General features: G+C 50.7%; 16 protein-coding genes. 5 read left to right on the forward strand and 11 right to left on the reverse strand.

Going from position 1 to position 24648, the window contains the following annotated elements; genetic code table 11:
* Window positions 1-123 precede the first annotated feature (123 nt).
* The 4 genes from SBI19_RS08250 to SBI19_RS08265 all read right to left on the reverse strand — a co-directional run bounded on the left by SBI19_RS08250 (window position 124) and on the right by SBI19_RS08265 (window position 5021).
* Window positions 124-1515: an AraC family transcriptional regulator gene (locus tag SBI19_RS08250; RefSeq protein WP_317966903.1), complete on the reverse strand. Its 1392-nt coding sequence runs from the start codon at window positions 1513-1515 to the stop codon at window positions 124-126.
* 128 nt (window positions 1516-1643) lie between these two features.
* Entirely contained in the window at window positions 1644-3059 is a 1416-nt protein-coding gene (locus SBI19_RS08255; RefSeq protein WP_317966905.1) for a family 43 glycosylhydrolase, read from the reverse strand.
* Between the two features lie 368 nt (window positions 3060-3427).
* A complete protein-coding gene (locus tag SBI19_RS08260; protein WP_317966907.1) occupies window positions 3428-4816 on the reverse strand; it encodes an ABC transporter substrate-binding protein in 1389 nt (462 codons plus the stop codon).
* Between the two features lie 31 nt (window positions 4817-4847).
* On the reverse strand, window positions 4848-5021 hold the full coding sequence (locus SBI19_RS08265) for a beta-xylosidase family glycoside hydrolase (RefSeq protein WP_317966909.1): 174 nt from the start codon (window positions 5019-5021) through the stop codon (window positions 4848-4850).
* A gap of 341 nt (window positions 5022-5362) precedes the next feature.
* Between SBI19_RS08265 and SBI19_RS08270 the strand changes: the two genes are divergently transcribed.
* From SBI19_RS08270 to SBI19_RS08280, 3 genes are all read left to right on the forward strand, one after another.
* Complete coding sequence (locus tag SBI19_RS08270) at window positions 5363-6223, forward strand: helix-turn-helix domain-containing protein (protein ID WP_317966911.1); 861 nt, start codon at window positions 5363-5365, stop codon at window positions 6221-6223.
* Window positions 6224-6428: 205 nt separating this feature from the next.
* A complete protein-coding gene (locus tag SBI19_RS08275) occupies window positions 6429-7886 on the forward strand; it encodes an alpha-L-fucosidase (protein WP_317966913.1) in 1458 nt (485 codons plus the stop codon).
* Window positions 7887-7984: 98 nt separating this feature from the next.
* Window positions 7985-8866 carry an AraC family transcriptional regulator gene (locus SBI19_RS08280; RefSeq protein ID WP_317966915.1) on the forward strand — a complete coding sequence of 294 codons (882 nt, stop codon included), beginning with the start codon at window positions 7985-7987 and terminating at the stop codon, window positions 8864-8866.
* Between the two features lie 50 nt (window positions 8867-8916).
* On the opposite strand, the gene melA is transcribed toward SBI19_RS08280, so the two are convergent.
* The gene (gene melA, locus SBI19_RS08285; protein WP_317966917.1) at window positions 8917-10215 is read right to left on the reverse strand and encodes an alpha-glucosidase/alpha-galactosidase; all 1299 of its coding nucleotides are present in this window, start codon (window positions 10213-10215) and stop codon (window positions 8917-8919) included.
* Between the two features lie 199 nt (window positions 10216-10414).
* On the opposite strand from melA, the gene SBI19_RS08290 reads away from it, so the two are divergent.
* Window positions 10415-11245: an AraC family transcriptional regulator gene (locus SBI19_RS08290; RefSeq protein WP_317966919.1), complete on the forward strand. Its 831-nt coding sequence runs from the start codon at window positions 10415-10417 to the stop codon at window positions 11243-11245.
* The gene (locus tag SBI19_RS08295) at window positions 11208-11480 is read left to right on the forward strand and encodes a helix-turn-helix domain-containing protein (RefSeq protein WP_317966921.1); all 273 of its coding nucleotides are present in this window, start codon (window positions 11208-11210) and stop codon (window positions 11478-11480) included. Before SBI19_RS08290 ends, SBI19_RS08295 begins: the two co-directional genes overlap by 38 nt.
* A gap of 91 nt (window positions 11481-11571) precedes the next feature.
* Here SBI19_RS08295 and SBI19_RS08300 read toward each other — a convergent pair whose 3' ends face one another.
* The 6 genes from SBI19_RS08300 to SBI19_RS08325 all read right to left on the reverse strand — a co-directional run bounded on the left by SBI19_RS08300 (window position 11572) and on the right by SBI19_RS08325 (window position 24577).
* Window positions 11572-12858 (reverse strand): alpha-L-fucosidase, encoded by a 1287-nt coding sequence (locus SBI19_RS08300; RefSeq protein WP_317966923.1) that lies wholly within the window; start codon window positions 12856-12858, stop codon window positions 11572-11574.
* 293 nt (window positions 12859-13151) lie between these two features.
* On the reverse strand, window positions 13152-16919 hold the full coding sequence (locus SBI19_RS08305; protein WP_317967102.1) for a DUF5695 domain-containing protein: 3768 nt from the start codon (window positions 16917-16919) through the stop codon (window positions 13152-13154).
* An 82-nt stretch (window positions 16920-17001) separates the two neighbouring features.
* Window positions 17002-19359, reverse strand: a complete 2358-nt coding sequence (locus tag SBI19_RS08310; protein ID WP_317966925.1) for a CBM35 domain-containing protein — start codon at window positions 19357-19359, stop codon at window positions 17002-17004.
* A gap of 371 nt (window positions 19360-19730) precedes the next feature.
* Complete coding sequence (locus tag SBI19_RS08315) at window positions 19731-21692, reverse strand: glycoside hydrolase family 127 protein (protein ID WP_317966927.1); 1962 nt, start codon at window positions 21690-21692, stop codon at window positions 19731-19733.
* 111 nt (window positions 21693-21803) lie between these two features.
* Entirely contained in the window at window positions 21804-22844 is a 1041-nt protein-coding gene (locus SBI19_RS08320; RefSeq protein WP_317966929.1) for a LacI family DNA-binding transcriptional regulator, read from the reverse strand.
* Window positions 22845-23278: 434 nt separating this feature from the next.
* On the reverse strand, window positions 23279-24577 hold the full coding sequence (locus SBI19_RS08325; RefSeq protein ID WP_317966931.1) for an NCS2 family permease: 1299 nt from the start codon (window positions 24575-24577) through the stop codon (window positions 23279-23281).
* Between the last annotated feature and the right edge of the window lie 71 nt (window positions 24578-24648).

Here is a 24648-nt window from a genome sequence, read left to right on the forward strand (position 1 = left end):
CACTATAAAACCAAAGGCCTCTCTCCCATGCGAAAGAGAAGCCTTCTATTTCTTATAGTTATATCACCTCTGTTTGGTGGGAGAGAATGCGAGCGATCTATCATTTCTTGAACTTATCTACGCTTAGTTTTTTGGGCCTTGAATTTTCAATTGCGCTCGATAATCGTAAGGACTCATTCCTTCCAACGATTTGAAGAGGCGGCTGAAATAGGACTGATCCGAATAACCTACCTCTTGGCAGATTTGATAAATCTTTAATTTCGTTTCGTTTAAAAGCCGTTTCGCGTGCTCCATCCGTATGCGAGTCAAATGCTGGGTAAATGCAATGCCTGTCTCGGATGTGAACAACGCGCTTAAATAATTTGGCGTGATGCTGAGAGACTCCGCCAGTTCGCCAAGCGAGAAGTCCTCGTTCGCGTATTCCGTCTCTAGCCGATTCATCGCGAGCCGGATGATCCGATTCACGAATTCGACCGTTCTGCCTCCTGATGCAGTATCCAGGGAATCAGCCGTGAATGCTCTAAGACTCTGCTCGTACATGGAGCCGACTTCTCGCAAATCCGAGGCTATGCCTCCGAAGCCCAAATTAAGATTTGGGTCCACATTGGTCTGGAGGCTCTTCTCCGCTTCCAGCATTTTCTGCTCGACGGGCGGGACCGATATTTGATTGGAGAATACGACGGCTGTCATTACTAAATCATCGATTATGACGACCGAGCCCAAGGGGGACAATGCCTCCTCCAACAAAGACCTTGCGTAAGCCCGATCTTTGTTATCCCAATAAAAGGTGTCCCGCCTGGAAAGCGAACAGACGCTGATCCAGCGATAGGATGGGAGCAGCGCTTCATAGGTATTCGACGCGTCCGCGCCAAGCGTTCCATAGAACAGATCCTGCACGCGTTTCTCCATCATCGTCTGCTCTCTCATCATGACCGCTCCCAGCATCGTTCTCCGTTCCGCATCATTAAACTCCTTATTTGCCAACCCGCTCTCATCATTCATTAGCATCTCGCTTAGAGCGGCGATCAGGTTAAGAGAATTCGCTTGGATCTTGACTCGATGATACGATGTGGGGATTCCCGACGGACGGGAAGCTTCTTCTATAAATATGTCAAGCATTGGTCTGAGCCGCATCGTAAAGTCAGAGTCTTTAAGGTGAAGAATATCTGTTAAATGATAAAGGGGCTCTGTCATGAAGTGATCGTCAATGTTCAAGTGAAGGCAGAAGAAGGTCATGTCACCGGTCCCTTCAGCCCTGCTGGCATGCGACCACCCTGGCGGTATAAGCAGTAAGTCTCCCGGACCCTGCACATATTCCTTGTCTCCAACCCTCGTCACTTGGGTACCTTCCAGTACCAAATTAAGTTCCAGCAGCGGATGCTCGTGTTCCTGATAAGACCAGCCTTGTCGGACTCTTCGCCAATGGATACCGTAAATCTGAAAAGAGAAATGGAGATTGGACATTGCATGCAGCTCCACACAAAGATCGCTACCGGGATCAAACTTTTCTGCCATATTCATTCTCCTAAATAAAATATGATTGTCTGATTTCACTTTAACATCTTGTATGAAAATATCCACCCATGAAAAAATACTCCTTCCGTATCTCATGGATGAGATTTTGTCGGAAAGGAGTATTCTGATTATTCCAGTATAAAGGATGCCAGGCTGGCATTGCCAATGCCCGTATAAGTGAAATACAAGGCCTGTACGCCGTCCGGAATGACGATATCAGCCGTATATGCTGTCCATACATTCGTAAAGTCAACCGGTATCTTGCCGAGGGCAGGTCCGTCCCACGACGTCTTTACATCAAAGGCGCCGCGGCAATACCCGCGGACCTTGATTGTGACTCTCTTAACGCCATTGCATTGAAAGTATTTGAATCCCGCCGTAGCGGAGTCCCGCATATTGGCAATGTATCCGACTTCTTCATCGCCGTCTTTGCCATCCTGCGTGATTTTGGGGAATCGGCCATCCATCCATGCACCGAATGTGCCGGAATAGGTTTCCTCGTCATTGCAGAATAGATTGCATGCCAGATACGCCGGATATTCTCCTCGTCCGTCAAGCGCGCCTCCATTGGCCCCGCATGAAGTCATCTCGACTTGAGGGATCGTCCCGTCATCCCGGAATGAAATTGGCTCGATGCAGCCCTGCCGGCTGAAGCTCGTTCCATTCGTATGTCTGTGATAGAAAATGTACCATTTTCCTCCAATTTCAACAATGCTGCCATGGTTGTTACCGCCATAATACATCGGCTTGTTCGCAGGTTTGTAAGAATCGATATGGAGATCATTATTGCTTATGATGACGCCTTGATAGACGAATCCTTGCGTCGGATGCTTGCTGGTTGCATAGCACAGTTCATGCATGACGATCGAGGAATAGATGAAATAATACGTATCGCCTTTTTTTCGAATAGACGGCGCCTCAAAAAACTCATGTCCTTCGTATCCGCTGCCTTCGCTGTAAGGCTGACTAGGTGCAATTAACACAGGTTCTTCCACAATCGTGAGCATATCCGGACCGATTACAGCAGCCATGGCTCCTATTCTTGACTTGTCGCCAAATCCACAGAAACCGGTGTACAGATAGGTTCTCTCCCCTTCGGTCATGACGCCTGGATCGAATTGAGGCTGATCGCCTTCTCTTTCCCCAAGGCGAGTTCCGTCGGAATAATGCACATAGCCGTAAAATTCGTATTTGCCGGCCGGAGTATCGCATACCGCTACCGACACAATGGAAACCTTGTCGAGAACGTAGTACAGATAATATCGTCCGTCCGGTCCAACGGTGACGTCCGGCGCATACAGACACATATTGCCCTCCGTATTGAGTGGATCGTCTGTTTTATTGTAAATGACACCTTCATACCGCCAATCCGCCAGATCATCGACGGGCGCCGAATAGCATACATAATCGTTCATACAGAAAACATGTCCGTTAAACTGATCATGAGAGCCATATACATAAACTCTGTCGTTAAACACATGCGGTTCCCCGTCAGGGATGTATTCCCATGAAGGAAGATATGGATTAAACCCTTGCTTACCCATTATAAGTATTCCACTCCTTGCCGACCCCATATAGTTGAGTGTATTTCTTCTTGTAGAAACAGCATTAGATGAACCTACAGATAATAATAACGTTGGCATTCCAGAGAAGAAAACAAGAGGGATCTATTATTTCTTGAACAAACCTACACTGTAATCCAAAACATTCGTCGTGCCAGCAATAAAAGAAAACCCGTCCCTCTTGACTGCCGGGTGACGGGCTAATCGGAAACGCTGCAATAGATTTGCGCTTACGCGGTCGTGCCTGTGATGCTCGAACCGTCTTGCCGGGAATCAAAACGGATCGTGCCGAAGTGCAAAATCATTGGCGCTATCCGTCGTTGATTATTCTTTCCGATCCGCAAACCGATTTACTGGATGCCTAGTTCAGCTTTCAACTTGTCCTTGTCGACTTTGACGGCTCTCTCGATGTCATCGGCGATTTGTTGAATGGCCGCTTTCGGAGCCTGGTTCTTCTCGATCGCTTCGGCGATGCCTTTATTCCAGATTTCCTGCGCCGTGGCGTCCAACGGAGTCGAGATATACGTATTTACGGCATTTTCCATCGCTTCCGCATTGATTTCATTTATTTTCTGGTCGCCTGTCAGAGGAGTCGTGAATTCCTTGTATGCTGGGAATGACCATGCCGGCTTGTAGCCCGGCGCTCCGCCGCTTTCAATCCAAGCCTTCTGACCCTCGTCCGTTGCAAGCAGGAACTTGATGAATTCCCAAGCCAGCTCCTTATTCTTGCTTTGCGATAGGATGGCTAACGTCGATCCGCTGCCAGCAACCGAATTGCCGAACGGCAGATGAGTCTCTCTCCATTTGCCGACCAAATCCGGCGCCGTAGATTTAATCGTATCGCTGATCCAATTGGCGTAATAAACCATCGCGATTTTGCCGGTTGCGATCGCTTGTTTGCCCGGTTCGCTCCAGAAAGCGCTGTCGTTAAAGGCAAGTCCCAGCTGCTTCACCTGCTGGGCAAGCTTCAGACCTTCGACATATTTGTCGGTGTTTCGGATAAAGTTCAGGTTTCTATCAAAGAAACCTTCACCTGGGGTATAGATGTCCATGATTGTCGTGTTTGATTCGAGCAGATAAATGTCCTTCGCTCTAAGCGCTTTCGCCATCTCCAGAAATTGCTCCGGATTGGACATGTAGGAAGCAAGCTCCTTCGGATCGCTTGGGTAGCCGTTCTCTTCGAGCAGATCTGCTCGATACCAAGACAATGTCGCCCCAGTGTCCCACGGCAAACCGATCAATCGTTTGCCGTCCAGCGACAGCCAGTGATTCCAGTTGGAGTCCGTCCATAAGTCTTTCATGTCTCCAGCGTTATAGGGAGGCTCCAGCAGATTTTCTACACCTGCATACATATTGGAAGACGCCAGCCAATCTGCACCCGTCATGACGACGTCCGGTCCGCCTGTCCCTGTCGCAATTGCATTCTTTAAGTTCTTCTGCATTTCGTCCCATGCGAGTATCTGTGTATTCACTTTCACGTTTGGATACGCTTTGGAGAACGATGCGTAGAATTTTTCAATTGCATCTCCCGCTCCGAAGGTCCAGAACGTCAACTCTCCGGACAGTTCCTTCTTCACTGGATCTGACTTTGCTGTATCCGAGCTTGCAGCAGAATCCGTCTCTGCAGCGGAATCCGATTCCGCGATCTGCTTCTCGTTTTTGTCCGACTCGCTGCATGCGGTAACCACTAACATGCAGGACAACAAGGCTGCTAGAACGATAGACCATTTTCTACTCATCCGATTGCACCTCCGTTATTTGACAATACGATTACTTCTCCGCCGGACTATAATCGAACCAATCAAACAATGCCGGCGAGCTCTCCCCTAATGGCGTTACGGCATGCATGGCAACGAATATGCCTGTGAAACCGCCTGCTACTTCAGTTGAAAGCAAATGGGATTCTCCCGAACCTATAACGATTTCTTCTTGTTCCTGCTTCATCGAGAAAACAAACAACTTTGAGGACGACTGGCCCCGGCAAGCATTCCTGCTCAAGCTCCGTTCGCATCGAGCCTACCGTTCGGCGGAATGCGATCACTATGAAACCGCTTGCACGAATCTCTTGAAGAACGCGAGCCTCACCTCGTTCAAGATGATCGCAAAGAGAACGGGTCATCGTGGAACAGCAGGCGATATTGCAGACAAACCAACATCACTCCCCTTTAATTCCTGCTGCTGTTTGCATTATATAATAGGCCCAGGCTAATATCCTTGATATTCGAGTCATGGAATAGCATAATATAGACATCCCGACTATATTTTTCCGACAAAGGGCTGATTCTATGTTCAACGCTTCTTTGGGGTGGTTTACCAAGGACGAGCAGTTCCCCTTCTTTATTCAATACGGAGAACATGACGAAGACTTGGGCTTGCATAAGCATTTGGACTTCTCCGAGCTCGTGATCGTATTGAACGGCAACGCTACTCATATCGTGAACAGCGAGAGCTCCTTCATTAAGAAGGGCGATGTTTTTGTCATCAATGAAGAGACCTTCCATGCTTACAAAGATCCGCATGATTTTAAAATTTGCAACATTATGTTTCGATCCGATTTTCTTCATACAGCGGGTCCGGATCTAAGGACGTTAAACGGCTACCAGGCGCTCTTTATTTTGGAGCCGTTCTACCGCAGCATTCATTCTTATAAAAGCAAGCTGAGCTTATCGATTCCGAACTTGGAATATGTCTCTTCGCTAATCTCCGCAATGAGTGATGAATACATCAACAAATATCAGGGACATCAGACGATGTTGAAATCCCGATTCATGGAGCTTGTCGTTTACCTGTCAAGGCAATACGATCATCAAGACAAGGGCATGAACAGTAATCTTATGCATTTGGCGAATGCCATCTCTTATATTGAAGATCATTATCTCCAGCCCATCACGCTCGAAGAAATCGCAAGCCAATCCGATATTTCGGTCAGACACTTAAACCGAATTTTTAAATCCTATTATCGAACGACCCCTATTGCTTATCTTCATAAACTCCGCTTCGAGCGAGCTTGCACCATGCTGAAGCAAACCAAACTTAGCATAGCCGACATCGCATCCGATTGCGGCTTCAATGATAGCAATTATTTTACGCGTCAATTCACGAAAACTTTTGGCAATTCTCCTAAAGCGTATAGAAGAGAAAGCTAGATAGGATGCTGCAAGATGAATGGCAAAGCCCCCTACGAATAATTGGCACTTGATGGCCTGTTAATCGTAGGGGTCTTTGTTATAAATTGAGCAAACCTCAGAGAAAGTTAGTAATCTACAAAATCGTATGAGGAATATCCATTCTATCCGTCATACTATTTCATTATTATGAGAGAGAAAAAACCGAGAGGGGAATACATACGGAATGGATAGAGCAAAGAAGTTGCAAACCATTGAAGATACCATCTCGAATGGGCCATTCAGAGACGATTGGGACTCACTCGCAGCGTTTGAAGTTCCCGCATGGTATAGAAAAGCCAAATTCGGCATCTTTATTCACTGGGGCGTTTATTCGGTACCCGCGTTCAGAGGCGAATGGTATCCGCGCAACATGTATATAAAAGATTCAGAGGAGTACAAGCACCACATACGCACCTACGGAGAACACAAACAGTTCGGATACAAAGATTTCATCCCCATGTTTAAAGCGGAGCGGTTCGACGCGGAAGAATGGGCTGAATTGTTCATACGCAGCGGAGCCAAGTACGTCATGCCCGTTGCTGAGCATCACGATGGCTTTCAAATGTATAAGAGCGCTCTTTCCCCGTTTAACGCTTACGATATGGGCCCGGGCAAAGATCTTCTCGCGGAGATGAAAACCGCCTTCGAGCACAAAGGTCTGGAGTTTTGCGTTTCATCCCACCGTGCGGAACATTGGTTCTTTATGTCTCACGGCAAGCAATTTGATTCGGACATCGTCGAACCGCTGGCATGCGGAGATTTCTATTGGCCGGCGATGCCCGAACCCGATCACCAGGACTTGGCCGGTTCTCCGCCGAATCAAGCGTTCTTAGATGACTGGCTGCTTCGCTGCTGCGAGCTTGTGGATCGATATCGGCCCAAAATTTTTTACTTCGATTGGTGGATTCAAACGACCGCTTTCAAACCTTACCTTAAGAAATTCGCGGCTTATTACTATAATAGAGGCGTTGAGTGGGGATATCCGGTTGCCATCAATTATAAACACGATGCTTATATGTTTGGCACTGCGGTCCCGGACGTGGAGAGAGGTCAGTTTGCGGAGCTGAAATCGTACTTCTGGCAAACCGATACAGCCGTCGCCAGAAACTCCTGGTGCTATACGCCTGACAATCATTATAAATCCTCGCTGGAAGTCATTCAGAGTTTAATCGACATCGTCAGTAAGAACGGCAGCCTGCTGCTCAATATCGGGCCCAAAGCGGACGGTACGATACCGGATGAGGATCGCGAGATCTTGCTTGCAGTCGGAGACTGGCTGCGGATCAACGGGGATGCGATATACGGAACCGCGTGTTGGAAAACGTTCGGCGAGGGACCGACAGAGGTTCGAGAAGGCCAATTCACCGACGGTTCGACCACTGCTTTTACAAGTTCAGATATCCGTTTCACGACAAAGGGGCAATATCTTTATGCAGCAGTCATGGCATACCCGGATGACGGCCTCGTGCGCATCCATGCGCTCAAAGAACACTCTAAACACTACCATGGCCTTATCCGAGATATTCATATCCTTGGTTTCGATGAAAAGCCGACTTGGGAGCGAGATCGCGATGCGTTATCGATTCGAACAACAACGGTACAAAGCCCTGTTCCTGTAGTCTTCAGGATCGAATTGGAATAATTATTCAGGCCCGGAAATCAACCTTTGTAGTATATTACAAAATAGCAATATTCGATGTCCTATATAACGATATTACGATTTGTGGAGATGAATAAGCCATGTTTCGCCATTACTTCCTGCCGCCGTTCAACGAACTTCAATTTTTCTGTTTTCCTCACTCCATTGGCAAATACACGCGCCCAGACAACCATAATGTCACCCGCGAAGCCGGGTTAAAGGATTTCAGTTTGCACTTCGTCATCGAGGGCAAAGGCTTCATCGAGGTCAATGGCAAAACCTATACGCTGAAGCAAGGGGATGCATTCGTTCATGTGCCGCATGAACGAATGCGTTACTATACGTCGGAGGAAGATCCATGGATCATCTATTGGCTTCAGTTCAACGGCAGCAAGCTGGCGGAGTTTCTGTTGGAGAGAGGCATATACGAAACCTCGATCTGGACCTTGCACCAGTCGGAGTCTCTGGAGCGAGCGTTTCTATTGCTATTAGAGGAGATCGAGGCGAACGACATTGCAAATCCGGCGCTGCTGTCTACGTTGACGTACTCCATCTTGGCGCAGTTTACGACCCATGCGATTCCTTTCTCCGGCCGAAGAAGCGTCTCGAATGTGGAGAGCATTGTTTCGCTTCTCCCGAGGATGCAGCAGGAGGCCCATCTTCCGTTCGTTCTGTCGGATTGGGCCGAGAAATCGGGGCTTACGCCCAACTACTTCTGCAGCTTGTTTAAGAAAGTGACCAAGATGACTCCGCTTGCCTATATGACGAAGTATCGTATCCAGATGAGCAAGCAGCTGCTGCTCAGCGATCCGCTCATGCCGATCCACCAGGTCGCGTTCGCATCCGGGTACCCGAGCGCCAGCTATTTCAATAAGCTGTTCATCGAGATGGAGGGAACGACGCCGGGGGAATTCCGGAGGAATTACACCTACCCCCAAGCCCCCAAGCTTCTGGAGGATAATAACACTTCCGTAGCAGAATAAACGAGGCTCCCAGATCATGCGGGGAGCCTCGTTGCTATTCATGGAAATCGTTACTTGTACGCCGGCAGCCAGCTGCCATGCGCTTCGATCAGATCGTCGCACATGGCTACGATATCATCGATCGACAGCTCTGCGGAGGTATGCGGATCAAGCAGCGCTGCATGGTAAATATGCTCACGCTTACCGGTTACCGCCGCTTCAATCGTCAACAGCTGCGTATTGATGTTTGTCCGATTGAGCGCCGCAAGCTGCGGAGGCAGATCGCCAACATAGGTTGGCGTTACGCCCGAAGCGTCCACGAGACACGGTACCTCGACACAGGCTTCTTTCGGCAGATTCGTAATAAGTCCGGTGTTGAGGACGTTGCCGCCGATCTTGAAAGGCTTGTTCGTCTCCATCGCCTCCATAATATAAGAAGCATATTCATGGCTGCGGTGATGCTCCAGGTTATGGCTCGCGAGCAGCGATTCCCGCATGCTCTGCCAGCCTTTTATTTGCTCAATGCAGCGACGCGGGTACTCGTCCAGCGGGATATTGAAGCGGTCGATCAGCTCCGGATAATTCCGTTTGATGAAATACGGATGATATTCGGCATTATGCTCGGAGGACTCGGTCACATAGTAGCCGAAACGCAGCATCAGCTCGAAGCGCACCATATCATGATGCTTCTCCTTCTGTTTCTCGATCGCACGACGTTTAATCTCCGGATACAGATCGACACCATCCTTCTTGGCTTCCAGCAGCCAAGCCATATGATTGATGCCGGCGATCTTCGCTTCTACGCCTTCGAACGATAGACCAAGCGAATCGAACAGGTGCGGCACGCACACTTGCACGCTATGGCACAGGCCGACCGTCTTCACGCCGCCGACGCTGGTCATCACATTGGTAAGCACCGCCATCGGGTTGGTGTAGTTCAGGAACCATGCATCGGGACAAACCTCTTGGATGTCCATCGCAAAATCCAGCATGACAGGAATCGTGCGCAAATTGCGAAAAATACCGCCGATTCCGATCGTGTCCGCAATCGTCTGTCGCAGACCGTACTTCTTAGGAATTTCGAAATCGGTAATCGTGCACGGATCATAACCGCCAACTTGAATGGCGTTAATGACATACTTGGCGCCGCGAAGCGCTTCCTTGCGGTCGGAATAAGCTCTGATCGTGCAGCTGCTGCCGGACGTCTGACGAATATTGTTCAGCAGCTGCTCCGAGTCGCGCAGCCGCTCGGCATCGATATCGAATAGCGCCAGCTCGAAGCCTGCCAGCGCTGGCGTCAGCATCACATCGCCCAGCACATTTTTAGCGAAAACCGTACTGCCCGCACCGATAAACGTAATTTTGGACATATTGGGAAAATGCCTCCTTCATTCGTGTAATGGACTATATTCACTATAGCGGCATTGCAACGAAATCAACATAGAATAACCCCGCCTGTACCTGTCATAATGCCAGATTGTTAGCGCATTCATCTTCCGAAATAGACATATCGCTTGTTATAATACGAGCAAAGCTTCAAACAAATCCTTCATCAGGAGCGTAATTCGAATGGGCAAAATTGAAATCATGCTGCTTGATCAAGCACTTAATCGGCAGCTCGACTTGAACCTTCTGTTCCATGGGCGCGAAGAATGCGAACCGCTCCATGCATGGGGGCCCGGGGTGCGCGATTCCTATATCATTCACTACATTCATAGCGGGAAAGGTACGTTCAGAATCAACGGGGAGTCGTATTCGTTGTCGGCCAAGCAAGGCTTTCTCATTCCTCCGGGCGTCATCGTTCAATATGAAGCCAATAAGGAAGATCCTTGGATTTATACTTGGCTTGGTTTCAGAGGCATCCAGGCCCGATCATTCATGGAATCGGCCGGTCTGGATGAGGCCAGTCCCGTATTCCGCGTGCGCGACGACTCCATCTTCTTCGAGACCCTGCATGCCGAGTTGATCGCAGCAAAAAGCCGCAAAAGCTATGAGCTGATGTTTCAAAGCTTGCTCTACCGCTTCCTCGCCGAATTAATGGAATGCGCCGACGCGCCCGCAATCGTCTCTTCTTCACCTTCTAAAGAGGCCTACGTACGCAAAGCGACGGAATGGATCGAGCACAACTACAGCCAGAAAATCACCGTAAGGCAAATTGCCGATTACATTGGGCTAAACCGCACTTATTTATCGAGCCTATTCCAGGAGCAGTACGGGCTTTCTCTGCAAATGTACTTGCTGCACTTCCGCATGAAACGGGCCGCCGCTCTTCTTAGAAACCGCAGCCTATCCATTAGCGACGTCTCCCGTTCCGTCGGGTATACCGATCCGTTCCTCTTCTCGAAGATGTTCAAGAAAGTGAATGGCGTTTCGCCGAGTCAGTGGCGCGAGAACTCATAATGGATGGAGTAAACAAAAGAGCTCCAAATACTATAAGCAGGAAACCGGAGAGAATCTATCCGATTTCCTGCTCGCCAAACGGCTGGAGAGAGCGACGCAGCTGCTTCGTGAATCTACGCTGCACATCGTAGATATTTCGCTCATGGTAGGCTACAAGAAGCCGCAATATTTCATTAAACTTTTCAAGGAAAAGTACGGGGTAACGCCCTACCAATTTCGTCGCAACCAAATGTGAATAGAAGCTGACACGTTATTAACGACATGCGGCGATGCAGACAATTGCTGCATCGCCGCTTCTATGGCTAGTTCATGGACTATTAGGACGCTTAGTCAAATGACATGGTTAATCGAACAACGGTGTCGTACGGCTCGATTCTGTCGCTGGAAACTGTAATGACAACGCCTTCCCGACTTTGCTCGAATGGAACCGGACTGCCGTCCAGCAGCTCGCATCGGATGATTGTGCCGGGCAGTGCGGGCAGCCGAATGCCTTCGAACGCTTCGGCATCCAGGATGTGAAGGTAATAATAATTGTCCTTGTTCGTCATGCCATACACGCGATCGACTGGCTGAAGAGGCCCTGGACGCGTCCCGTAGATGGCTTCTCCATTCTTCTTCATGAACTGACCGATAAGTTTAAGCTGCTCCTGCTGACTGACCGGTATGATACCTTCCGGACTAGGCGCAACATTAAGCAGCACATTGCCTCCGCGGATGAAACAGTCGATCATGAGCCGAATGATTTGCTCGATCGGCAGGACGCGCTCCTCGGCATCGTAGGACCAGAAGGGTGCGATCGAGAAACATTTCTCCCAATCGAACGGAATAATCTCGCCCCTGGTCTCGTGCGTCCCTTCGTCGCATTGGAAATCCCCCACCCATCCGGAGCGCGGACTAATGACGCATTGCGGCTGATGGCTTCTTACCATCTCATTCAGTCGAATCGGTTCCCAGAACCACGCCGCATCGGCATCCGTACCGGAATGCGCCAGCCAGCCTCCGTCGTACCAGAGTATATCGATCTGACCGTACCGCGTAATCAGCTCCTCCACCTGCTCATAGCCTTGACGTTTCAACAGCGCCGCATTGTCTGCCAGTTCCTTCGGCTTGAAGTAACCGGGGAACCGCCAATCCATCGGGGAGTAGTAGAGGCCTGTCCGAAGACCGGCTTGGCGAAACGCATCCGTGTATTCCTTCACGAAGTCGCGCCTCGCAGCGCTATTCCCGCTATGAAATTGACCATAGCTGCCAGGACTGTCCCACATCGCGAAGCCGTCGTGATGGCGCGTCACCATGACCGCATAACGCATGCCCGCATCCGCTGCCAGTTCTGCCCACTCCGATGCGTTGAATTGGGTCGGCTGGAATTGATCCGCCAGCTTCGCGTACTCCTCCACGGTTATTTGTTCGTTGAACATCGCCCATTCCCCGCGTCCGAGCAAGGAGTACAGCCCCCAGTGGAAGAAGAAACCGAGCTTGGCATCGCGCCACCACTCCATATCTTCTTCAGATAGATTCAACCACGGTGCCTCTACACTGTTCGTTTTTGTCAATTGCATCTTGCTCTTCAGCATGGAGGCCAATTCGGCGCCCTTCATCTCATTCGCTGACATATTCATCTCTCCTCACGCATGCATGACTTGCCATTCGTCATCTATCATCATCGACGTTGTTCATGATAAAACTAAATTCGGATTCAGCTTGATTATAACTGCTCCATATTACGGAGATAAATAATAAATAATCACTATAGATATAACTAAATTACGATTTTATACTGACGTGAGGCAGGCAGACTGCTGTTGGTACAGGCTTAGGCACATTCGAAATGAAAGAACGCCCCGACTCCATTCGATAGAATGAAGCGAAGCGTTCTTCCGTTATAAATTGATTTATTGCCTATCCATTACACCGTCCCAAACACCTTCCAAGACTCGATCCCCGTCGACGTCGTTGCCTTCGCAACGATGTTGATTCGAATCTTCGTCGTCGTCACAGCTGTGAACGTCGTCTTGTTGTATTGGTTAGCCAGGACGCCAAGACCGACTGGATTGGCGACGTTGACCCAAGCGCTGCCGTTCCAATACTGAATCGTATAGGAAGCCGGCAGATCGATGCCTTGATCGTCATCGAACCAATAGATATCGGTGCTGGAGAGCGTTACATTTTGCGCAAAATCGTACTGTACCCACTGCGTCGTGTTCGGATTGTCCCAGTTGCCGTAGACAGAGTGCCCGCGGTCGCTAGAACTTGTAGGTGCGTAGCCGTCATTAAGACCCGTCAGACTCTCCCACGAGGAGACGAACGACGTCGATGCGGTGCCAAGGCTCGAGATGTCCTGCGGAGTCGTATTTCCGCCGCCGCCGCCGCCGCTGCCGCTGGAAGCAGTGGCTATCTCGGATGCGCTGAGTGCTCGGTTATAAATCTTGAAATCGTCGATCATGCCGTTCAAATACGGGTCGCTCCAGTTCGACCGGCCGATGTAGTTCAGCGTCGTCGAACCAAGGCTCGATGGCTTCAATGTCATGTTCGAGTTGCGCGCCACTTCTATCCCATCCACGTACAGAATGCCTGTCGTTCCCGACAGCGTAACAGCGACGTGCTTCCATACCCCTGTCGCAAGCGGCGACGAAGCGGTGATCTGCTGCTCCGAACCGTTGCCGGAGTTGGTGATAGCGAAGCGAAGATTGCCGCCGCTGCCCGTCTGCGGCGCTAAGAACATGTACGAGGTCGTACCCGTGCCAAAATCAAAAATACGCGCCCAATCACTGTTCGTGTTCACCTTCACCCAAGTCGAGATCGTAAAGTCGTTAACCGAGCTCAGCAGCCCCGCCGGCAGACTCGCATAGCCGCTCGTGCCGTTCAACGACAGCGCGTTGCTGGACTTGCCGGCTGCCCACGTACCGCTCGTCACCGTTGCCGTTCTGTTGTTGCCGGATGCATCAGCAGCCGAAGTGCCGCTCGTCTCGTCGAACTTGTAGTACGCTACGACTTCACCTGTCTGTGTCGGAGGCGTACCCGTTCCTGGCTGCAGCACTACATCGTAAGTTGCAGCTGTGCCAATCGACAGGTTCACCGTTGCACTCGTTCCTGTTGCATTCAATTGTCCGACGACTGTACCGCCTACAAGTACGTCATAGCTGCCAGCCGTCAGGCCCGACAACGTCAGCTTCGTCGTATGTGCCGTTCCCGGCGTGACATTCTTAAGCGTGAAGGCGACGTTGTTCTTCGCCAGCGCCAACGTTGCCGATACGAACTTGTCACGATTGATTTCAAGCCCCAGCTTCTGCGTAATGAGATTAATTCGCTGATTCACGCCGTCCTTCGGTACGACCACATAACTCGAACCGCTGGCTGCAGCATCGCAGCCGTAGCAGTACAGACCGAAGATCGGATCGACTGCAACGTCGGAACTGAGGATTTTGATGGCGCCGAACAGACCGAGATCCGCCTCGCCGCTCATGCCGCGCCAGCCGTTCTGCAGCGGACCGCCGCCTACGCCAAGCGCGCCATAGTTGCCCTTCTCCGCTTGGTACGTCCAAGCAACCGCGCCGATATTGGCTGGATCGGAGCTGATCTGGCCGGAGTTGATCGCGCTGATGTTGGCGATCTTCGCAGCATAGGATAACCGTTGATCCAACTCTGGCGTTGCCGAGTGATTCCGCGTCCAATCGTCCATCGCATAGCCAGCCAGCGACACCGTGTACTGGAAGTTCCACCAGTTCTCGCCCGTAATCGTAACCGGATCCGCGTAATAGTACCAGACTGGCATCTGACCTCTCGCCGCGCGCGTTTTTGTGTTGATTTTACTCTTAATGCTCGTATTGTTGTTCATCTTCGCCAATGTGTAGACCGCTTCTTCGCCGGTATTATCGTAGTTATACTCGGAGCCGTACGGATACTTCGTATTGGCAAAATTGTTGTACTTCGTCGCCATCTTGCTGATGACATCCTGCGCCTGCGAGGTATAACCCTCATCCTGAAGCGCCTTGATGAGATCCGGCGTCGTCAACTCGCCCATGAGGCCTGTATTCCAGTTGTAAGCGACCGGACCGTCGTACAGCGCTTTGAAGATGTTATAAGCTCGCAGCAAGTACGTCTGCTTCGTATTCTTGTACGTGACGAGATTCGGGTACAGATTCGCGATTTTGTACATGCTGAAGTACGTGTTATAGATATGCGGATATGCATATCCCCGATAAGTCGGCGTCGTATTCGGCGACGGCATCAAGAAGTCCGGAACCAGATAATCGGTATGATGGCCGCTCATCAGATTCGTCCAGATCGTCGTCTCCAAGTATGCGTCGACAGCCGTAATCTCGGAAGCGACCGGCGTCTGAACGTTTTTCTCCGCGAGGAATTGGCCGTGCGTCAGTCCCCAGTCATCTCCCCAGCCCCAGTAGCCGTTGAACACGTTGCGCTTCGCTTTCGTGTCCATCATCCAATCGTCGAACGCTTTGTCGCGAATATCGCCCGGCACGTTCCACTGCGTGCTGTTGACCATGAAGGTCGAGTGCCGCTGCAGCGCCGCATCGATCGGTTCGATCGCATAGAATTGGAGAACCGTCTTCTCCCCGTTGCCGTAGTTGACCGTAATGTTATTCGGCCCGAGGCGGCTCATGTTGAGTTGATAGATTCGGTGATTCGTGCCAGTCGTGCCCAAGGATGTGATAGTCGTCTCGGATGGATATTGCGCCGTGATCGAATTGATCGTCTTCGACGTATGCAGATCGAACTTCGCCGTCTGATTCGTCGGCACGATCATGCCCGGAATGACGCTGACGTCGATCAGTCCTTCATTGTAGAGCACATCCTTCACAGCTGCGTCGCTTGCCACTTTGAAGAATTTGAACGAATACGTCTTGCTAGCGCCAGCCGCCAGCGTAAGGCTCGTATTCGGCAGGTAGCCGCGGTTCGTGCTCTTGATCACATTGGAGTGGATGTAGTAAACGTTAAGTCCTTCCACCCAGCCGCCTTGATCCATCGCCCAATTGCTGCCTGGATGCTCTTCGATTCTCCAGCGGTCTTGATACTCGAACCCTGCGCCTGTCGTGGCGTCCGGCACCATTAACAGAAACGGGCCGATGCCGCTAGGACGTTGAATCGTCAGGTAGGAGCTGTTGTTGCCGACGAAGGAATGATTGAGTACGCGCGTCTCATAGATTTCCTCGTTGTTGCCGCCGCTCCAGAACTCATTGAAAGGCAGCGGGAGACCGAAGTCGCCAATCTCCAGCGACTGCGTGCTCGTGTTCGTTACTTTGATGCTCCACTGCAGGGCGCCGCCTGTCAGGGAATAAGTCTCGTCGACCTTGAAGTTGCGAATACCGCTCGCATTCGTTGAATTCTGGTAGGTGACCGTCACCGTATTGCCGGATTGGCTCTGGGTACGGGCATCAGCCGATTTGCTCGTCCAAGCCGTGTTCCATGCGCCTGTGCCAAGACGATAGGTGAACATTAACTCACCCAGCCATTGATGATCCGCCGTATTCTGATTCGGTGCGTTGACGGCGTTCATGACGTAGTCGGTCGGATACGTGTCGCCGGTAAGTTTCAACGAAGAAATCTCGCCGTTCGTTCCCGTTGTCACCGTGAAGTTGCTGTCTGACAGATTGTACGCGAAGGCGGAGCTTGGGAACAGCCAGAAACAAGCTGCGACGAATAATGCTGCTCCCATGCAGTACAGAGGATTTCGAAAACTTCGTTCATTCGAATGGACCATTGATCTTCCTCCTCAATTGTTCTCAATTGATCGATCGTTAGCTGCCAAGCACCTTCCATTGCTCAATACCTGTCGAGAAGCCTGCTCGTGCTGTGATGTTCATTCGGATCTTCGTTGTCGTTACTGGCGTGAACGTTGTGTCGTTGTACCGATCTCCAAGCACGCCTAGACCCGATGCGCTTGCGACGTTCACCCAACTGCTGCCGTTCCAATACTGGAAGCTGTAAGAGGCCGGCAGATCGATACCTTGATTGTCGTCGAACCAATAGACGGATGCGCCTGATATCGTATGGCTGGTAGTCCAGTCATACTGCACCCATTGGGTCGTGCCCGGATTATCCCAGTTGCCATATATCGAATGTCCGCGATCGCTTGAGCTGGTCGGATTATAGTTGTCATTCAAACCCGTCAAGCTCTCCCACGATGACACGAATGAAGCGGATGCCGTTGCTTGCGGCGCTAGATTCATGATCGTCACCGTTGCCGGATTCAAGGAGATATAGTCCAGTTCGGCATACCCGGTTGCGCCTTTGGTCAGTCTGATCGTGTTCGTACCAGCATTCAGGGTGATCGGTACGTTGACGCTGGCAAACTGCCCCCATCCTGCAGTTGCCGGATAACTGACCGTTTGTGCCGTTCCGCTGTTGACCGATAGACTATGCGTGGAAGTGGAGCCATTACCGTTGGCATAACGGACTTCAAGGCTGTATGCACCGGCTGTTGGCGCTTGTACCGAGAACTGCACATAGCTGTCGGCATAATCGATCTGACCTACATACTGACCACCGGATGCACGCGTGCCCGCGCTCACATTCGCATGGTTAATGAGGCCGCTCTCCGCTTCGTACATGGATGGCGTCGTCGTTCCCCCGCCGCCGCCCAAATTGATCGTGAACGATTTCTGTACAGGAGCGCTTGACTCATCGTAATCTCGCAACTTTACAGTGAACGTGTAGCTTGTCTGCGGCGCCGTGGAGGATATTGTGCCGCCGATTGCGCCCGTGAACCGATCCAACGTCAGTCCTGGCGGGAGCGACCCGCTCGACAGCGTCCAATCATAGAACGGTACGCCGCCGTTTGCTTTCAACTGCTGATTGTAGGAAGCACCTTTCGTTCCGTTAGCGAGAGTTGTTGTAACAATTGATGGCGTCAGGAATGGTGTCAAGTTCTTATTCAGCTTCCAGCCTGCATTCTCTGCGATAAGCAGCGACAGCTTCGTCAGCATCCATCGGCGTGTCGGGAACAAACTGGTCCATCCGCCGCTCTGACCGCTGATCCGATCCCAATATGGCTGGTCGCCCGGGATATGGTAACTCGTATCAAGGGGGACAGTTCGGCCCTGATAAGCAATAACCTCCGGATCATTCGTTCCTGCGCTTCCAACGTAGCTTGCCATGCCCGGCCATGAATCGCTGTACGCGAAGCCATGCCCGAATTCATGCATGATGAGTCCGTATACATCCGTCACTTGACTCAGATCGGTCTTGTACCAATCGTCATCATTAATCGAAGTAAATACCGTTGCATTCGCGTAGAAATCGAGGGCCGCACCAAGCGAGCGATGCAGATTTCCTGGCGCGTTGACGCCGTTGATCTTATGGTACTTGCCGTTATTGGATGACCAGCCCGTAGAGTACGGATCGTTCAGTCCCCTCAGAAAAATCCACTCGCCATTAAACGGCGCATTGTTGCTTACGTTCGTGTTGCCGTTGAAATTATCGTTGGGCACAATATTCGTCTCGTCTCCTGCCGGAACGGTATCGAACGGCTGAACGTCGAGGAAGTAGAACCAATCCTTGATGGCCCGTTCGGACGCAGTCTTAATAGCTGGATCGTCAAAATAATGATTGACCGTATCATAGCGATAGTCGAACACGAGCGGGAAGGTCGTTTCTTGGTTGTCATCTTGATCGAGTACCCGAATCGGCATGGACTGCGTTCGGGTCGATCCGTTATTTTCCCGAATTTGCATGGACAGCGTATAATTCTCGATCGATCCAGGACCGCCAATCCGATCGGGTGCAATTTCTAACAGAAAGTTCTTCTGCTCTGAAGCATTGTTGAACGTAAGTACCTTCGTTGCACCTGTGGACGACAGCGTACTTGGCAAATCCATCATCAGCCTTGACGAGCCCTGGGCCTGCAGCGTGATCGTCACTGGAAAAACGGCTGTCGCTGGCGGTTTGACCGTCAGCTTGACGTATGGATTCGCAAGATAACCCTGCCAATCGACGAGCTCAATGCCATAGCTGTTCAATTCCCGTCCGAAAATATCAATCACGGACGCTTCCGTCGCTGCGGCAGCATGCACTTCGGAGCTGCCGCCTGGCAGTCCGGCGACGCTCGCCCCGGTTAGCAAGATGAAGCTGAGCGCTGCACTTGCCCATTTGTTCATTACTTCACTCTCCTCTTCTGTTGTACGTGGCATTGCTTGCAGAAGCGAAAACCAACCCGTTTCGATTCGAGCGCACGCTGACAACCGACAATGGATCGATTTTATCGCTGCTCGATGAGCATCACCCCTTTCATTAGGTAAGCGGTTTCAATCGATGCTAACATAACGTATCAGACGTGACTGAGCGGATTATTTAATCGCGGATTCATGAGAAGTATGTGAAGTAACGTGGTGAGATAGAATTAATTCAGAACATAATATAGGCACTTTTACTTATAATGTAAATTAATGATCAGAAAAAAGTCCTATACCTCAAGCATAATTATGCGTTGCATGAAGGTATGGGACTCGTTATAGCTGCAGCAACAGCGTTAATTCAACTCCTTAACCCAGACGGTCATCTCGCCTTCGCCGCGATTTGCCCAAGCATAATAAGGAATGAAGGTTGCGGTTACTGGCGTTGGCAGCCACTCTGCATCTTTGCGATACAGAGCGCCATCCTGCCATGCTTCAGGCGTGTCTCCTCGAACAGCATCCGCAGTAATGACGTAGATCCCGCCAAGCATTTCTTTGCTGGACGTTGCTCTCAGTTGTCCGTCTCTCGGGATATAAAGCTGATGCAGATTGGCTCCGTTATCCGCTTCTTCCAAGCAGTAGACGAATGGACCTCGCTGGAGCGCAATTCGACCAGCCGTGTGTCGTACAAGCGGATGACCTTTCATCCGATGGATCGGCATTCCGAATTCAAGCTCGAGCCGATCATTCGTAGACCATACGCGATCAATCTCGATGTATCCATCTTCCCCCGCAAAAGCTGGATAAGGCATCCCGTTAAGCGTGACCGATACGCCGTCCGTCCAATCAGGTACTCGAAGCGCCATCGTGAACGCCGTCGGGTTGTCGGCCGTAATGTCGAACTGAACTTTGCCTTCCCACGCGTATTCGGACTGCTGCTCGAGTGTAATCTTGCTTCCGTCCAGTTCCCAATCGGCATAGCCGCCGATATATAACTGCGTGTAGACCGTACGGCCCTTGAACGTATAAATATAGCTGCCAAGCGATGCAAGCAAACGAGCAATGTTCGGCGGGCAGCAGGCGCAGCCGAACCAGCCTTGGCGCACCGTTCGGATATGATTGTAATTCGCATTCTTACCGGTTGCAGCCGGATTAACTTCGAGCGGGTTGACATAGAAGAAATGCTTGCCGTCCTGCGACATGCCGCTTACAACCGTGTTATAGAGCGCCCGCTCCATGACGTCAGCATATTCGCTCTTCGGCTCCAGGCTCAGCATTCGATGAGCGAAGAAGATAAGTCCAATAGAAGCGCAAGTCTCTGCATACACGGTATCCCCTGGCAGATCATAATCCGAAGTGAACGATTCTCCGTAAGATTGGGAGCCGATCCCGCCCGTAATATACATCCGGCGACGAACGATGTTGGACCACAGCGTCTTGCACGCTTCCAACAGCTTCGTGTCGCCAGTCCATGCAGCCACATCCGCCATGCCGGTCAGCATGTAAACCGCCCTTACCGAGTGTCCTTCTGCCGTCTGCTGCTCGCGCACCGGAAGATGCGCTTGGCTGTATGGATAGTCGTGCGACATGCGCAGCTCGTTGAAATGAACCGCCCCTCCGCGTTTCTCCCATTCTGTCTGGTAGAAGTGCGGCTGAGCGCCACGCTGATTCACAAAGAATTCGCTAAGCTTCAAATACCGTTCTTCCCCAGTAGCCTGATAGAGCTTCACAAGCGCCAATTCGATCTCTTGATGGCCATCGTAGCCTTTAAGCTTCTCGGGCTCGGGTCCGAACACCGAATCGATATGATCGGCGAAACGGCAGACGATATCGAGCAGCTTGCGTTTGCCAGTTGCCCGATGATAAGCGACAGCGGCCTCTATCATGTGTCCTGCGCAATACAGCTCGTGGCATTCTGCTAGATTCGTCCAGCGCTGCCCAGGTTCTTTGATCGTGAAGTAGGTGTTCAAGTAACCGTCCGGCTGCTGGGCTAAGGCGATAATGTCGATCATGCCGTCAGCCAGATTCTCCAGCTCGGCATCGGGTTTCGTCTCCAGCAAATAAGCAGCGGCTTCCAGCCATTTGGCCACATCGCTGTCTTGGAATACCATGCCTTCGAAATGACCGGATATTTGACCGGCGGCAATCTTGAAATTATGTACCGCGTGGCTTGGCTCTGCTTCGGGCACTTCATCGTTCAATGCCCGCCATTGATAGGGCACGACAACCTCTCGTACAAGTCGAACATACTCTGACCAGAATCGATCCTCAATCCGAATATTGCGCAGCGGTATAAACTTCGTTGGACTTATCGGCATGATCAAACTCCTTCGCGATACGAGATGCGATGCCAGTAAACGTGATAATGAGCGTAATGAGTGCACTGTTTTCATAATCTAAACGTTTAAGTTGAATCGGGAGAAAAAGTGCTACTCCGGTCTAGGAGGAGCGACAGATTCACGTTCCAGCAGCTTGCACAGCGGCTGTTCGCCTTGCTTCACTTCAGTCTCATTGATAATGCCGGTAAGAATGTTCATCGAAGAATACCCCATCTCATGCAGAGGCAGATCCATCGTAGTAATGCGGGGAGTAAGGTAGTCGCTGAATTCACGATTATCGAAGCCTACGACGGACAAATCGCGTGGAATTTGAAAGCCGCACTCGGCTGCTGCACGCATCGTACCTACAGCCATAACATCGTTCATGATCAGAACGGCGGTTGGCGGCACTGGCAGGGTCAACAATTCTCGCGTCAGTTGGTAGCCGGAATCGAGTCCCCAGTCACCGATTTTAATATATTGAGGGTTAAATGGCAATTGAAATTCCGTGACCGCTTTGTAGTAGCCATTGAAACGCAGCCGCGAAGGCGTTGAATCCATCAGACCGCTAATGATTGCAATACGCTTGTGGCCTTGGCTGACCAAATATTTCATCGCATCGAAAGACGCCTGCTCGTCGTTATATTGAATGGATACGTTGTTGTCAGTATAGCAATACGTATATACAATTGGTTTGCCATACGTATTAATCAAGCCCGTCACGTCACGCGGATGTACGCCGATGTAGACGATTCCCTCTACTTGCTTGGATAGCAAATCGTTCACAGCGCTCTCTGCATATTTGCGATACGCATCCACATCCGAATAGTTATGACCTACCCGTCGGTGAAGCCGCAAATTCGTCAGGATGATATGAAGGTCATGTTCGTCTGCATATTCGTTAATACCGTCGATGATCTCGGGCACGTTGAATACGGTCACGTCCTCCGCAATTACGCCAATCGTGTTCGTGCGTTTGCTCTTCAAGCTCTTGGCAATATCGTTAGGCCTATAGTTAAGCTCTTCGATAACTTTAATAACCCGTTCTCTCGTCTTCGGTCGAACATTTCGAGTACCATTGAGCACATAGGACACGGTGGCCGTGGATACGTTAGCTTTGGCCGCGATTTCTTTGATTCCTACTTTGGTCACCACCGCCAACCCCTTTTAATCGTTTAATCCATCTCACTCTGTTATATCATTTCCCCCCGAGCCTATACAAGTGAAAGCGCATAACTTCCTTGGCGGATTTCTTTCGGAACAAAATAGACCATGAAAGTTACCACCCCCGAATCTAAACGATTAGATAAATACGCAATAAAAAAGAGCCGTCTTATTCTAGTCCTTGAACGCCTAACAATGGATGGTCGAAGCGTCCCGAATCCCAACACCACTGGACGTTTGCATTAACAATATACGTAATCGTTTAGATTTCTCGATTAGGTTATACCATATCCGGATTTATATATGCAAGCGCTTTTTTTGGAAAGATGACTTTACTTGGTGGAAAGCAGAAAAAGCCCAACGGCACATGTGACTCTTGTGCGCTGCTGGGCTTGGCTGGCGTTGACGATCCAGTGAGTCAACTAGTGCTCTAGGAATACGATTTGAATCACAAACAATACAGCGAACAAATACAGGATGGGATGAACTTCCTTGTACTTGCCGCGCAGCAGCTTGATGATGGGATAGGCAATGAAACCTATGCCAATGCCCGTTGCGATGCTGTAGGTCAGCGGCATCAGAACAACGATTAGAAACGCTGGGAACGCCTCTTCGATGTCGGTCCACTCGATCTGGCGCAGCACGTTAATCATGAGAAAACCAACGATGATCAACGCCGGAGCCGTAATAGCCGGAATGTTCGCCAGTACAGCGACGACTGGCGAGAAGAACAACGTAAGCGCGAGCAGAAGGCTGACGAATACAGCTGTAAGCCCTGTTCGACCACCAACTGCGACGCCTGCACTCGATTCAATATAGGCCGATGTCGGGCTTGTGCCAAGCAGCGCGCCGCCTGTTGTACCGACCGCATCTGCAAGCAGAGCGCCCCGTGAACGCGGGAATTTGTTATCCTTCATCAGTCCTGCCTGCTCGGCTACGCCTAACATGGTACCCGTCGTGTCGAACAAGGTAATCAGCAGAAATGTAAAGATGACCCCGTACATCCCTTCCGAGAATACCGTTCCAATATCGAGCTGGAAGGCAGTCGAGGACATGCCCGAAGGCAGTGACACCAGCTTATCCGGCATCTCAATGAGACCCATCATCCATGCCAGTACGGCGGTAATCAGCATGCCGATGAACAGAAAGCCTCGGACGCGATAGGACATTAAGATCAACGCGATCGTCACGCCGATCAGCGTTAGATAAGTCATCGGCTCCGATAACGACCCGAGTGTAAGAAGCGTTGCAGGCGAAGCGACGACGATGCTTGCTTTTTGCAAACCGATGAATGTAATGAACAAGCCAATGCCGGCCGTAATCGCATGTTTCAATCCGGTTGGAATCGCATCGAGCAGCATGTATCGGAACGAAGTGAGCGAGAGCGCGATGAAAAGCACGCCGGCTATGAACACCGCACCAAGCGCCGTCTGCCACGAGACTTCCCCTCCGCCAACGACGGAGTAAGCAAAATAAGCGTTAAGCCCCATCCCCGGTGCAATCGCTATCGGATAGTTCGCTGCAATACCCATAATGATCGTTGCGAGAATGCTCGCAAGCACGGTTGCAACGAATACGCCGTGAAAATCCATGCCCGACTCGCTTAGAATGCCGGGATTGACAATGACGATATAGACCATCGTTAAGAATGTCGTTACACCCGCGAGCAGTTCAGTCGATACCGTCGTGCCGCGCTCCTGCAGCTTGAACCAGCGTTCCATCTATCATCGCCTCCGTCATTGCGATCATTTCTCATGTAAGTTAATGTTCTCTTTACAATGTCCCAAGGGAG

The sequence above is a fragment of the Paenibacillus sp. CCS19 genome, assembly GCF_033239625.1.
GTDB lineage: Bacteria > Bacillota > Bacilli > Paenibacillales > Paenibacillaceae > Paenibacillus_T.